This window comes from Nostoc sp. NMS7, from assembly GCF_017115085.1.
Lineage (GTDB): Bacteria > Cyanobacteriota > Cyanobacteriia > Cyanobacteriales > Nostocaceae > Nostoc.
In genome coordinates, this window is sequence record NZ_JABXKJ010000079.1 from 26,667 (window position 1) to 40,424 (window position 13,758).

Below are 13,758 nucleotides of genomic sequence, written 5' to 3' on the forward strand. Positions count from 1 at the left end.
GAGCATTTCGACCAATAAGGCTGTTTGGCTACATGACTGCTGAGTGTAGGAGTGTTTACTCACAGTAATTCGTCTCAATGGCTTATGCCCATTACCATTTTCTTTGGTGCAGTGTAATTGCTTTCATAGTCAGTTTTAGGGTTACAGAGTCGATGCTTGCTTGCCAAATCTTCTTTCACCTCCTGTGAGCAATGTCTGATATTACATACAGCGCTCATCGCTAGCTGAAAAATCCAAATCAAGCTGCATACTAAGTTTTCCCTCCCCAGCGCTTTTACTAACACTTGCAGGTAAATTTTATTTATGCTAGTCATGGTAGAGTCAGCAAAATTAAAACAATAAGATTTAAAGCCAAAGTATACTATTAGACAAATACCTCTTTCTAATTTAGCAATCAGAACTATCATTAAGACAAGTGGTAGTGCTTAATAAGTTAGGGATTAGGAGCCTTGCAGATTCTTCCCTAGTAGCTGTACAGCCTGTTCCTATGGCCTAGTAGCAAAGTTCTATTAGTGTAGCGGCAATTTCATAAACAAGTTCAGTACTACAACCAGAGTTTATCGGTAGTGTACTTACTTAACAATTTTGTCGGTTCTGCCTACGGACAGGTTATGCTATTTATCTACCCATCCACCTAAACCTGTACGACTTGACAGATGTTTTTGTGATAAACAGACTGATATCCTCCCTACCTAAAACAAGGGAAAGATTGTAGATTTATGAAGCTGTAACTTCTAAGACTGTTTCAAAAATGGATGCTATAAAGCCCCAAACTAAAGTGTAAAACTTTGTATACTCTACAAGGAAAAGCGAATTAGCAATCTTAGGTGAGTTCAATATCCTGGGCAGATATAAAGTTTTCAATAAGTTTAAATGGTGTTTGAGGAGATTTGAGAAAATTTTCGTTCAATAAAATCAATACTAAAGTAGCCTTGAAATATCGGTTTTTTCATCCATACCAGCAACAGCCAATCGATCCAGCTTGCTGCCAATTTGAAATTCGTACAGCTATACCTGCTGATTTGCTTGATGTTGCCCAAATTATTGCTGAAAGCTTTCACTCCCAAAAGGGTATGTGGGGATGGGCTTTTCCATTGCTACGTTTGGGTATTTACGAAGACTTAAGGCATCGCATGACATCACCTCCGCCGCGTCATATTTGTTTAGTTGCTTTTGAAGCTACTACTGGTGCGGCTCATAATTTAGTGGGAAGTGTGGAATTGGGTGTACGTTACAGTGATTCGTGGAGCCAGCTTGGTATGGGTTTTCCTTACTTATCTAATTTAGCGGTTCACCCAAAATACCGTAGACATGGTGTGGCTTCAGGGTTACTGAGTAGCTGTGAAAAAGTCTCCCGCGAGTGGGGATTTCAAGACTTATATCTCCACGTTTTGGAAAATAATCATCAGGCAAGGCAACTTTATTTTAAGGCGGGATATCGGGTGCATAAAGTCGAATTGAATTGGAATACATTTTTACTAGGACGCTCTAGCCAAATGTTCTTGCACAAGCATCTGAGTGCTGATTCCACTATCTGAATTTTATTTTGGTAATGGTAAATTTTGATGTTGTAATTAGTTTGGAGAAAATCTATTACCAATATCGATCATCAAAGTACAAACTAACTTAATTAACAACTCAGCCCAGATTGCTAAATAGCTAGATATACAGCATATTTCCAGTTTATGAAATACACAATGATTCGTCTCAAAACCAGGTAAAAAGCGTGTTTTAGTTCTGAATTGTGAATTTTGACTCATGAAATATGCTGTATATAACTTTGGATAATTCTTTTCAGAATATTTTATTTAGACTTTTTCCGGCTCTTCTTATTGATCATATTAATAAAAGCTGATTATCTTAATAAAAGATAACTTGAGAAAAGTTCACTTAAATGTTACATTTTGTCTTTTTTATTATTTCTCATTTAAAGAATAATACTTTGGAGTATTTTATATAGATAAGTAAATAAACTATAGTGAAAATAGCTGTACAATGACCCTTAGTAAATCAGCAACTCCTCATAATAACTTTGTAATTCAGATATTTATCTTTATAAAAACTTTAAGAAAACAATCTCCGAATTTGGAGACAAATCTAATTATATTTCATAAAATATGATCACTCAATTAGGAAACAATGCCTATTCATTACTATCTTAGTTAAATTGGCCAAAAGACTCTTGATAATAAAAGAATTCAAAAACCTAATTTGATATAACACCTAGTTCCGTTTTGAAGTGCATACTACTACCAAATTCGTTGAAAATTTAAAAAACATGGATAGCGAACAGCATCGACGCTATCAAACCTCTATGGTATCAACTTATTACCCTGAAACTAGTTTCCTTGACTCTCTTATTATGCAAGATGGAACTGAGCAATCACAAGGCTCGGATATCCTTACACGTTTGCACAGTGGAGAAGTTTTCATCGTCAATAGTCGTAGACGAAATGGATTAATACTTTTTAAACGCTACCATGCAGAGTTTGCTGGGCCTGGGGCTGCTGTGGGTGGGGATTACGATTGTGATTGCCAAAGGGCATTGCCCATAGGTAATCTGTCTTTATTAACTCCCGAATCTAATGAAGAACGTCAGAAGGCTTACTTGATTAGGCGACAGTGGATTCGATTGATCAAACAAATTACAGAAAACCCAGTGTCTGGGCAGCGAGTTCAGAAAATTCTCGATCAATTTGAACAATATTTTCCACCAGAAATAGTAGCTCTTCTGCCCGATGTTGCTTTTGCTCTTTTAGTAGGTGTGCTGCCACAAACAGTGGGAATAGTCCGCCGTTTGGGCAGTCAGGTGGACAGCCGATTTAATTACTGAGTGAATTGCTAAAATTCCAAATTTGCCAAAGCAGCTTGGACCCGATTAACGGTGCGGGCGTTTTCCTCTATTGTGCCGACAGTAATTCGCAATCCTCCGCTAATATGTCGTACAAGGGTGCCAAGTGTTCTAAGTTTCTGGTGAAAAGTTTTTAACACAGCATCTTGTGAATTAAAGCCATTTGGTTTCAGACGCAGGTAAATAAAGTTAGCAGCGCTGGCGGTAATTTGTAGTTCTGGTTGTTGGGACAAAATTTCGATGAGTTTGGCTCGTTCACTCAGGGTTTCGGGAATTGACTCTAGCAAGAGTGTGCGATTTTGTAAAGCAACTAATGCTGCTGCGATGGAAAAGCTGGGCAGATTGTAGGGTAAGCGAACTTTTTCTAAGATGGCGATCGCTTCAGGATGAGCAACGCAATAGCCAACACGGAGAGCTGCCAATCGGAAGGCTTTAGAAAAAGTGCGTAATATTACCCAATTGGGATGCTGTGCTAATTCACCTACTAGGCTAGTTTGACTAAATTCAAAGTAAGCTTCATCAATTACTACCAAAATATGCTGTGGTAAACTTTTTAACCATGTCAACTCTGCGGCAGTTAAGCTATTAGCAGTTGGCGAATTAGGATGGACTACGAAAACTACGCGAATCAGGGGATTTTGAGTTTTTGCGATCGCAGACTGTGCGGCGCTGATGTCAATTTCAAAATTTGTTTCATTTCTACCCACCGCCACTACAGGAATGCCCAAAGTTTGTGCCAAAATTCCGTACATAGAAAAAGTGGGATTGGCAACGAGAATTGAACCTTCTCCTCCGAGACAGGTGGCGATTAATAAAGAGCGGATTAGTTCATCTGAACCATTGCCAACAGAAATATTGGCAGCAGTATTGGATAGCGAGAGGGCGGCCGACTGATTGACGTAGTGTGCGATCGCATCCTTAAGGGTTTCATGTCCGCCATCGGGATAACGATTTGTTTCAATTACTTGCTGATACGTCCAGGCTAGCTTCTCTTTTAACTCAGGTGGTAAATCGTAGGGGCTTTCATTTGTATCCAGGCGATCGAACTGTGCGGGAACAGATGCGGCTGTATCGCTACTGGGGTGAGGTTTATACGCGGTGAATTGTGCTAAATCTGACCGGATGAAAGGAAGCATAATTTTAGTCAACCAATATTTGAATTTATCGTAAATCAAAAGAAACGATGTCTACAGCAAGCAGAAGCCGGAAGGCCAAAATCAAATCCACAAATTTTAATGAGATAATTTATTATTAAAAGCTAAGTTTATATTGAAAGCGGCGGGAAACTCAATTCCCTTGAGTGGGTGGTCGAGGTTGCTCCGCCCAACCCTTGGGGCATAGGCCAAACAGGGCATTGGTAACTTCTTTCCCATGCCCTATGTGACTCAACTTTCATCTCAACTGACAGGTGTTCCGCGCACAATGCTGATGACTACTCGCGCCCGAGTGGAGGAGCATCAACGTGCTGATGCTTTGTTTGGTGATCCTCAAGCGTTTGCATGGTGGGGTGCGATCGCTTGGGATTCTGAACTTGATCAATTGTGGTCACCGATCACTTAACTCACATGGTCTGTCCGAGCGCATACATTTGATTCAGATGGTGACGCAATACCTTGATAGAGATTTATTAATCAAAGGCGATCGCAACCTCTACACAAAAGTGCGATCGCCTCTTTCCTCTCTCATAATCAAAACAGCCATGCCCTGCCCCCGTGTCTTTTACTTGCTCTTTTGCTTAACGGGATTGAGCAATCGCTCAAAGCGAGTAAAGGCTTGAGAACAAAGCAGGGTCAGGAATAAATAAACCAAGGCGACAGTGGCGTAAATCTCAAATGAACGATAGTTTTCAGCTACAATCAGCTGTCCTTTGCGGAACAACTCTTCAAACCCGATGATCGCGACTAAGCTGGTGTCTTTGAGCAGGCTAATGAACTCATTGCCCAGAGGTGGCAGCATCCGCCGGAGGGCTTGAGGAAAGATTACATAGCGCATCGTTTGCACTGAGCTTAAACCCAGTGATTGAGAGGCTTCTGCTTGCCCAGGCTCAATTGATTGAATACCTGCCCGGACAACTTCAGCAATGTAGGCAGCGCTATTGAGACTCAATGCAATCACCGCTGCTGCTAAACGATTTAAAGTGAAGGTGAAACCAAAACTTTGGGCTAAAGCAGGCAAACCAAAGTAAATCATAAAAATTTGCACCAGCAACGGTGTCCCCCGGAAAAAGTCTACATACGCCCTAGCAATCCAGGGCAAAGGCGGAGTGGGGAAAAGGCGAACAATTCCAATCAGTGTACCCCCGATCATACCCAGCAAGACTGAGATTGCTGTGAGTTCAAGTGTTACTAAAGCCCCATTTAGCAATGTGGGTAGGGACTTCAAGATAATGCTTAGTGAGGTAAATAGTTGGGATACGCCTTTTTCGGCAGCCTGGTTTTCGATGGGTGATTTTTCTGGTAGTTGTGGCGGTTGGATACCAAACCACTTTTGGTAAATTTTGGCGTAAATACCATTTTTCAGCACCGTTTCTAAACCTTGGTTAATCGCTTGCAAGTTGGGCGATGCTTTAGGTGTAGGAATGCCATAAAATTCTTCTGTTAGCAGACTGCTGACCACTTTGAGTCCGTTAAGGTTGCCGCTCTTTATGCCATATAAGATAACGACCTGATCATTAAGAACGGCATCGACATTACCATTGATTAATGCTTGAAGGGTTAAAGGGGAATCATTAAAAGTGCGAATTTCCGATCCGGGAATACTTTTAGCCTTCTGTGCGCCAGTTGTCCCAATTTGCACGCCAATGGTTTTGTTCTTAAGATTATCAAAATTGGTAATGTTTTGATTATCTGTGCGGGTGACGATCGCTAGCCCTGATTTGAAGTAAGGACGCGAGAAGGAAATTGTCTTCGCCCGTTCGGCAGTAATCGTCATTGCCGCAACTGCGGCATCTACAGTTTGCGCTTGCAACGCTGGAATCATACCAGCAAAAGGCATATTTTGATACTTAACTTTCAAGCCAGCAGATTGAGCGATCGCATTCATCAAATCAATGTCAAAGCCTTGTAACTCACCACTGGCAGATTGAAACTCGAAAGGCGGAAACGTAGGTTCTGTAGCAACGGTGAGTGTGTTACCAACAGTGGAACCATCTGTGATACAACCTGAAAGTAAAAGTAGACAGCTTAAGCTTAAGCCAAAAACTAGCTGACGTAACCAAAGGACAACAGTTAATCCAGTCATATTTTTTAGACTTCTCCAAAAATATCCAAGCTTAGACTATGACTGGTTTTCCAAAATCAAAAATCCAGTTAAGCACAATTGCTGTAATAATAGTAAGATTTTGTAGAACAATGGACACTTTCTTGCGGTAAAGAGTTGTCCGTAGACGCTTCTGTGGATGCGTTGGCAACTGATGCTCGCAACTTGAGTAAATCCTCTTCAAAACTATCATCCCATCCATATTGAAAATTCACTTTATAAAACAGATTCAAAATGGTTGCAAATACATTTGATGGTAACAGCGTGTTCGAGGAAGATTATCTTTACTTTTATGAAACGTTGTTGACACCAGAACGTACTCAACACGAAGTTGACCTTATTTGCCGATTGCTAGATTTACAAGCAGGGATGAGTATTTTAGACTTAGCTTGTGGGCATGGACGGATTGCTAATCAGCTAGCGGCTCGTGGCTATCATGTAACTGGACTTGATGCAACAGCTTTCTTTTTAGAAAAAGCAAATCAAGATGCGGCTAGCAACGGTGTTAAGGTAGAGTACCTTCAAGGCGATATGCGTTCCCTACCCTTTAGCGATCGCTTCAACTGCATCATCAACTGCTTCACAGCCTTTGGTTACTTCGATGACAATGAAAATAGATCGGTCTTAACCCAAGCGTATCGCGCTCTAAAAGTAGGTGGCAAATTGCTACTTGATATTCAGAATTTTAGCCGCGTCTTGCAAGAGTTTACGCCTGAGTTAATTACTGAGTGTGAGGGGAATTATATGCTCGCACGCACGCGTTACGATGCGCTTACCAATCGTACCCATACCGAGCGAATTATCATTCGTGATGGACAAGTGCGGCGCGGTGAATACTTTGTTCGCAATTTTACCTTTCCCGAAATCCGCGATTGGCTCCTGCAAACGGGCTTCAGCGAAGTAGAAGGCTATGGTTACGATGGGGAACCGTTCGCGGTTGATAGCCGCCGAATGATTGTGGTAGCAAGCAAGCAAGTAAACTACCCACCACTTCTTTTTCCTGCGGAACACTCCGCGAACGGGTAAATGGGGGCTTTTAAAAGCTCAGAGTTTACCCGACTAAGTACCTTGAGTACTACGATTTTTAGGTCATCTTACCTACAAATACGAAGCTGCTGTTGTAGCTCTAAGGTTAACAGTTAAAAAGATTCATTGGGTTTGAGTCAGTAACCTAGTATCGCCACCAAAATACGAAGTAAGTCTTCTATGTCAGCAGGAACACGATATAAATTGAGGTCTTGAGTTATTTGTTTACTTTCTCGATTCAATAGACTAAATTGCCAGATATCTCCTGTAGAAACAGCCCCCTGTAAATTTGGCTCTTGAGAGTCAGTCCACGCATCAATAGCAATCAGTTCTACAGCAAGCTGGGTAAAACCCCTTGCCAAATCAGCATTTTTAGCTTCTACAACTAAGAGTTTACAATCTGTGTGGAGATAATAGTCAAGCGAACCTTTTAACTGTTCTGTAACTATAAGAGGATATTCGATTCTAAGCTGGGCGCGGGTGTAATGAATAACATCCAATAAAATTGGGGCAATTAGTAACTCTCTGCGGGCTGCTTCACTAGTCAAACTAATATATGGCAAACTCTCCTCAATTCTAGATTTGAGATTTGCGAGTCTGTCTAATTCAATGCTGGACTTTTGTTGATTGAGAGAGGAACGTTTTAAAGAATAGCCAAATTCAGCCAGTATGTCTTCTGGCTCGAATGACATCTCAAAATAGCTTCTGAAGGTGTATGAGTGATTTGGCTGGAGGATGGGAATTTTGGTCATAGCTGCATAATTCGTAATGACGCTCTCTACGTTCGCGCAGCGTGTCGCAGACAGATGCTAAAAGCGTAACTTGCTTCTCTGTAAGAGTACGCGGACTCGCTACCGCTACGCTAACGTAATTAAGTTTTTTAAAATAGCATCAGATTTTCAAATGGATGCTGATTTTTCCAACGGTAAGTATTAAAATCTCTAAAATCTATCGACAAAATTCTTCCATGTCCCAGATGTTCTGCCAAAACCACTAATGAAGCATCGGCAAGATCCATTGGTAAGTCGGCATATTTTGCCATAAGTTCAGAAATGCGCTTACCATGATGCGATTGCAAATCAAAAACCGTAAATACCTCTAAAAATAAGTTATTGATAAAACTTACTTGCGCGTGATTGCCCATCTTTATTAGCAGTAGATAGCAAGTTTCTGTAACAACAGCCCAAGTCGTAATCAGAGGTTCGTTGACATTGGCAAGTACTGTTATTGCTTGAGTGTGGTACAAGTCATTTCGATTTGCTAAAGCTAACCAAAAGCCAGTATCAAGGATAATCATATTTAGCTTTCAAGCCATCTCTCAAAATTGATTTGTAATTTATAGACAGATCCGGATCTGTCTGACCACAACCAATAAAGCCTGTTTGGATCAGCATCGACAACGCATTCTTTTGCTCCTGCTGAAGCTGCTGATAATACAATTCAATAGCAGACTTAATCACATCCGTTACTGCCTGATTAGTCTGCTGTTGGATGTAAGCTAGTTTGTCAGCATACTCTTCATCTAATCGCGCATTAATTCGCATCGTTAGGTTTGCTTGTCATACAATTTGTATGACAAACCTAACATACCTCCTACCTCGTCAACAACTTCCGCCGCAAATTATCCAACGCTGCATTCGCACTCACATGACGAATTAAAGCTCGACCTCGCGCTGCACCAAACTGATACTCAAAACTTGCCACTTCATCTTTTGGCCCAGCTAAACCAATGTAAACTAAACCCACCGGCTTAGTATCTGTCCCTCCAGTTGGACCAGCAATACCAGTGATACTCAATCCCCAAGTTGTTGCAAGGCGGGTTTTCACCCCAACAGCCATTTGCTCTGCAACGATCGCGCTTACCGCCCCAAATTTATCTAAATCTTCTTGGTTAACCCCCAGTAGCCCAACCTTCACCGAATTGTCATAAGAAATTACGCCACCCCAGAAGTAATCAGAACTCCCAGAAATCTCAGTCAACATTTGTCCTAAACCGCCACCAGTGCAAGATTCTGCCACCGAAAGCGTTTCTTTTGATGCCCGCAACAACTGACCGACCACGGAAGCTAGGGTATTATCATTAACACCATAAAAATCTAGTCCGGCGATTTCTTTGAGTTGTTTCTCGATGGGCGCAATTAGGGCTTCTGCTGCTGCTTCGGAAGTTGCTTTAGCAGAAACTCGCAATCTGACTTCCCCCTTACCTGCATAAGGGGCGACTGTGGGATTTGGCAACTTCAAATAGTCAGCAACTTTTTCCGCCAAAGCCGATTCACCAATACCCCAAAATTTTAAACTCCGGCTGTAAATAATTTCTTTACCCCAACCTTGACTTTTGAGAAATGGCACGGCTGTTTCTTCCCACATCGGATGCATTTCACTGGGAACACCGGGAAAGGTAAAAATCGTGATTTCAGGACGGGGTTGCCAAATAATACCGGGTGCTGTTCCAGTGGGGTTGGGTAGAATTTCCGCACCTTGGGGAATCAAAGCTTGCTTACGGTTACTTGGTGACATAACCCGACCACGTTGGGCGAATTTCTGGGTTATGTCTTCGATGATGTCAGAGCGTTCTACCAAAGGGACTTTAAAAAAATCAGCGATCGCTTCGCAGGTGAGGTCATCTGGTGTCGGGCCGAGTCCACCAGTGAAAATGAGAATTTGCGCTCTGGAAATAGCAATTTCTATAACTTGCTTCAACCGTTCTGGATTATCCCCAACCACTGTTTGATAGTAATGGGGGATACCTAGCTGCGCTAATTGTTGGGCGAGATATTGAGCATTGCCGTTGAGGATATCTCCTAGCAGCAGTTCAGTACCAACACAAATAATTTCTGCACTCATTAGATTGGGGAAGGGGAGTAGGGAGTAGGCTTGCCGTGAGCGTAGCCGAATGGGAGTGGGAAGTGGGGGATGAGGAGCAAAGGAGGCAGGGGAGGCAGGGGAGGCAGGGGAGGCAGAGGGAAATAACCAATGCCCCATGCCCAATGCCCCATGCCCTTATGCTAGTGCTGGTACAGGAATTTCTAGGTGAGGATATAAGGGGAAGCGATCGCACAATGCTGCTACCCGTTGCCAACAATCTTTGATAACTACCTCCGAATCTGGAGAAAGCAGGCGATCGCTAATAATATTTGCAATCTCGGTAAATTCTCTTACTCCTAAGCCCCGCGTGGTCATTGCCGGTGAACCTAACCTCAGTCCACTGGTAACAAATGGCGATTGCGGATCAAAGGGAACTGTATTTTTGTTAGCAGTAATATTTACAGTACTAACTAGCTGATCCGCCTGCTTACCCGTCATCCCAATAGAACGTAAATCCACCAGCATTAAGTGGTTATCAGTGCCATCAGAGACAATCTTTAAACCCCGGTTTTGCAGTTGTTCGGCCAAAGCACGAGCATTTTCAATCACTTGGGCAGAATAGGTCTTAAACTCAGGCTTCAGAGCTTCTCCAAAAGCTACTGCTTTACCCGCAATCACGTGTTCCAATGGTCCACCTTGGTTGCCAGGAAAAACAGCTTTATCGAGCTTTTTACCTAGTTCTGCGTCGCTGGTCAAGATTAAACCACCTCTAGGACCGCGTAAAGTCTTATGTGTAGTTGTTGTTACTACGTGACAATGAGGAATGGGATCAGGATGAAGACCACTAGCAACTAAACCAGCAATGTGGGCAATATCGGCAAGTAAGTAAGCGCCGACTTCATCAGCAATGCTACGGAACTTTTCAAAGTCAATTATCCGAGAATAAGCGGAATAACCACAAATCAGCAGCTTAGGACGCTCCCTCAGCGCCAGCTCCCGAATTTGGTCATAGTCTAGTTGTTCTGTTTGTTGACTGACACCGTAATGGCTAACTTGAAACCACTTACCTGAAACATTTACAGGTGAACCGTGGGTGAGATGTCCCCCATGAGACAAATCCATCCCCATAATTTTGTCCCCTGGTTGCAGCAGCGAGAGGAACACTGCAAAATTGGCCTGTGCGCCAGAATGGGGTTGCACATTCGCATGAGCAGCACCAAATATCTGTTTAGCGCGATCGATCGCTATTTGCTCGATTTTGTCGATAAACTCACAACCGCCATAGTAGCGTTTACCAGGTAATCCCTCGGCATATTTATTTGTCAGTACTGAACCTTGAGCCGCCAGTACAGCAGCAGAGGTAAAGTTTTCGCTAGCAATCAACTCCAAATGGTCTCGCTGACGCTGTAGTTCGTCGTTGATTAACTCTGCGATCGCCGGATCACTGGAGGTAAGAAAATCTGAATTAGTCCTAGTCACTTCAATTATCCTTGTGGAAATTTGTACAACGGCTGATTTTAGTTGGATACAGTACCTAACAGTCGATTTTCAAGAGTCTATAGACTTTGGGCTATAGTTCAATGATTTTGACTGCTCTACAGAGGCGATTAATCGTCTCCGTAGTATTGAGGTTTATTTGTACCAACTTATTTATTATAAGAACGTTGGTTTTTGAAGCTGGGCTAAATTGAGCGTAATTGCGATCGCTACTCTGTGGTAGAACTTACGCAAAACTACATACTGTAGGGGTAATTCATGTAGCTTTAGCTGACCGCCGGGTATTGCCCCTACCTAAAAATCATTCTTTTAGGCTATTGTTTGCGTAAGTCCTCTGTGGGACAAAAAGCGCGAAAAAGCTAATTCCTGTGCGTAATACAACGCTTGCGGAACATGACTAAGAAGTTCTACGCTGGAAAACTTAAGCAGTCAGTATTTTTGACGAATGAAAAATTGTTTGAAACTTACCTTTGACGGCGGACAAACAGCATTAGCGATTCGAGTTGCTCAACAAGCCGAATTATCAGATGCTCTTGAGGGAATAGGGCTTCGCGGTTCGCGTTCTGTTTTAGTAGTGGTGGGGGGTGCAAGTAATATCAGTGAAGCCGATTTTCTCCGCATCCAACGCTTGTTTACGGAAGTTTTAGCCCCAATCGCCGAAAGTTTGGGGGCTTATGTTGTCGATGGAGGTACCGATGCGGGAGTCATCCAATTGATGGGTAAGGCTCGTACCCAGATAGATGCTAAGTTTGCTTTGATTGGTGTAACACCTGAAAACAAAGTGGCTTTACCTAATCAAGAAGAACCTGCTGCTGATTTGACACCCTTAGAGCCAAACCATACTCATTTTGTACTGGTTCCTGGCAATAATTGGGGCGACGAGTCTGCTTGGATATCTGGCGTTGCAACTGTGCTGGCTAATAACGCACCTTCTGTAACTATACTTTTGAACGGTGGTGAGATTACCTTTGAGGATGCGTTTTCTAGCGTTAATGTTGGAAGGTCAGTTGTTGTGATTGCTGGTAGTGGTAGAACCGCAGATATACTTGCAAATGCCTTGCGGGGACAGGCTACTGATGAGCGAGCTAAAAAGTTAGCTAAATCTGGTAAATTACAATATATCGACTTAATCGACATCGAGAAGGGAGTTGAAAACTTAGGCAAAATAATTAAGGATTTACTTGATAATCAGGAGTGAATAATGGCAAAAAAAGATAGTTATCATGAATTTTTAAAGGAAGATTTTAATAAGTTGTTTGCAGGTATGAAGTTAGGCGATGTGCAAAGACATTTTTTGCGATCGCGCTGGTTAGACCAAGTACTCTGGATGGAAGGTAAGGCGAATTTATCGCGCGATCGCCATTATCTTTTGCGGATCACAACTATTGTTGGTGGTGTAATTCTCCCCGCATTGGTAAGTCTAAACATTAACACCACTCTAAAAGTTAACAATATTGAAACTAATACTAGACTCAGGGATGTGATTATTTGGTCAACTTTTGGTTTAAGCCAAATAGTTGCTATTAGTGCTGCGATTGAAGAGTTTTTTCACTATGGAGAACGTTGGCGACACTATCGCCGTACAGTCGAATCTTTGAAAAGCCAAGGGTGGCAATTCTCACAGTTGACAGGGCCTTATCGTAAGTATACAAGCCACGAAGAGGCGTTTAATGTTTTCGCAGCTCAGGTTGAAGATATTATTCAACGAGATGTGGAAATATATGCCACTCAAGTCGTACAAGAAAAGAAAGAAGAACCACAAACTCAGGAAAACCATATCGTGATCCCAAATACAAAGACAACCAATTTGGAAGAGAAGAAAAAGGAAGAATAAAATTGGGAAAACAATATACAGCAGGAGTTTGGAGTAAAATTTCCTCTATTTGCCTCCTTTTCCAAGAGGGTTAGGAACGTGGATTAAATAAGTTGCAATTCTAAGTATTGTTGGGGTTTAGCGGTATAGTTACACTGTGGCAAAAAATCATCGAAGAAAATATTCAAGTGCAGAAAGTTAAAAGTCGTCGCAGTCTAACTCCGGTAAAAGCAACCCAACCATAAAAAGTTAGGCTTCTTTCTGCCGTTGCTCCAAATGTTCGCGGAGTGCTATTTGCACGGAGGGGTCATTTAACCCTTTTGGTGGTGGATATACCTTTGCATTTGGGTCTTGGAATCTTTGTAGGTAAATCGAAACAGCTTCGTCATCCTCCCTATGCTCAAGAATATATTGGCGAAACTCCGGGCGGGTCATTGTTGCGAAATCGGGGTTGTTCATACAAATATCCAGTATCCGTTTGGGTAAATTACGATTTCTATTTCTTGCC

Annotated in this window: 14 protein-coding genes; 6 read left to right on the forward strand and 8 right to left on the reverse strand. The window is 42.2% G+C overall.

The features are described from left to right. The first annotated feature begins 932 nt into the window (after positions 1–932). Entirely contained in the window at positions 933–1,538 is a 606-nt protein-coding gene (locus tag HWQ38_RS07740) for an N-acetyltransferase (protein WP_292791967.1), read from the forward strand. A gap of 740 nt (positions 1,539–2,278) precedes the next feature. Next, a complete protein-coding gene (locus tag HWQ38_RS07745; protein ID WP_292791968.1) occupies positions 2,279–2,833 on the forward strand; it encodes a hypothetical protein in 555 nt (184 codons plus the stop codon). 8 nt (positions 2,834–2,841) lie between these two features. Here the strand turns inward: HWQ38_RS07745 and HWQ38_RS07750 are convergent, their stop codons facing one another. Next, complete coding sequence (locus HWQ38_RS07750) at positions 2,842–3,987, reverse strand: histidinol-phosphate transaminase (protein ID WP_292791969.1); 1,146 nt, start codon at positions 3,985–3,987, stop codon at positions 2,842–2,844. A 235-nt stretch (positions 3,988–4,222) separates the two neighbouring features. Between HWQ38_RS07750 and HWQ38_RS07755 the strand changes: the two genes are divergently transcribed. Next, positions 4,223–4,411 carry a hypothetical protein gene (locus HWQ38_RS07755; RefSeq protein ID WP_292791970.1) on the forward strand — a complete coding sequence of 63 codons (189 nt, stop codon included), beginning with the start codon at positions 4,223–4,225 and terminating at the stop codon, positions 4,409–4,411. 159 nt (positions 4,412–4,570) lie between these two features. Here the strand turns inward: HWQ38_RS07755 and HWQ38_RS07760 are convergent, their stop codons facing one another. Then, positions 4,571–6,091, reverse strand: a complete 1,521-nt coding sequence (locus HWQ38_RS07760) for an ABC transporter permease subunit (RefSeq protein ID WP_292791971.1) — start codon at positions 6,089–6,091, stop codon at positions 4,571–4,573. A gap of 252 nt (positions 6,092–6,343) precedes the next feature. Between HWQ38_RS07760 and HWQ38_RS07765 the strand changes: the two genes are divergently transcribed. Then, positions 6,344–7,135 (forward strand): class I SAM-dependent methyltransferase, encoded by a 792-nt coding sequence (locus HWQ38_RS07765; RefSeq protein WP_292791973.1) that lies wholly within the window; start codon positions 6,344–6,346, stop codon positions 7,133–7,135. Between the two features lie 137 nt (positions 7,136–7,272). On the opposite strand, the gene HWQ38_RS07770 is transcribed toward HWQ38_RS07765, so the two are convergent. The 5 genes from HWQ38_RS07770 to glyA all read right to left on the reverse strand — a co-directional run bounded on the left by HWQ38_RS07770 (position 7,273) and on the right by glyA (position 11,419). Continuing rightward, the gene (locus HWQ38_RS07770; protein WP_292791974.1) at positions 7,273–7,887 is read right to left on the reverse strand and encodes a hypothetical protein; all 615 of its coding nucleotides are present in this window, start codon (positions 7,885–7,887) and stop codon (positions 7,273–7,275) included. Between the two features lie 128 nt (positions 7,888–8,015). Beyond that, complete coding sequence (locus tag HWQ38_RS07775) at positions 8,016–8,432, reverse strand: PIN domain-containing protein (RefSeq protein ID WP_292791977.1); 417 nt, start codon at positions 8,430–8,432, stop codon at positions 8,016–8,018. After that, the gene (locus HWQ38_RS07780) at positions 8,419–8,679 is read right to left on the reverse strand and encodes a CopG family transcriptional regulator (protein ID WP_292791979.1); all 261 of its coding nucleotides are present in this window, start codon (positions 8,677–8,679) and stop codon (positions 8,419–8,421) included. Before HWQ38_RS07780 ends, HWQ38_RS07775 begins: the two co-directional genes overlap by 14 nt. A 49-nt stretch (positions 8,680–8,728) precedes the next feature. Further along, entirely contained in the window at positions 8,729–9,979 is a 1,251-nt protein-coding gene (locus tag HWQ38_RS07785) for a competence/damage-inducible protein A (protein WP_292792024.1), read from the reverse strand. A 156-nt stretch (positions 9,980–10,135) separates the two neighbouring features. Further along, on the reverse strand, positions 10,136–11,419 hold the full coding sequence (gene glyA / locus HWQ38_RS07790) for a serine hydroxymethyltransferase (RefSeq protein WP_292791981.1): 1,284 nt from the start codon (positions 11,417–11,419) through the stop codon (positions 10,136–10,138). 463 nt (positions 11,420–11,882) lie between these two features. Between glyA and HWQ38_RS07795 the strand changes: the two genes are divergently transcribed. After that, positions 11,883–12,635, forward strand: a complete 753-nt coding sequence (locus HWQ38_RS07795; protein WP_292791982.1) for a hypothetical protein — start codon at positions 11,883–11,885, stop codon at positions 12,633–12,635. Positions 12,636–12,638: 3 nt separating this feature from the next. Next, on the forward strand, positions 12,639–13,271 hold the full coding sequence (locus HWQ38_RS07800; protein ID WP_292791984.1) for a DUF4231 domain-containing protein: 633 nt from the start codon (positions 12,639–12,641) through the stop codon (positions 13,269–13,271). A gap of 228 nt (positions 13,272–13,499) precedes the next feature. Here HWQ38_RS07800 and HWQ38_RS07805 read toward each other — a convergent pair whose 3' ends face one another. Then, complete coding sequence (locus tag HWQ38_RS07805; RefSeq protein ID WP_292791986.1) at positions 13,500–13,709, reverse strand: hypothetical protein; 210 nt, start codon at positions 13,707–13,709, stop codon at positions 13,500–13,502. Positions 13,710–13,758 lie beyond the last annotated feature (49 nt).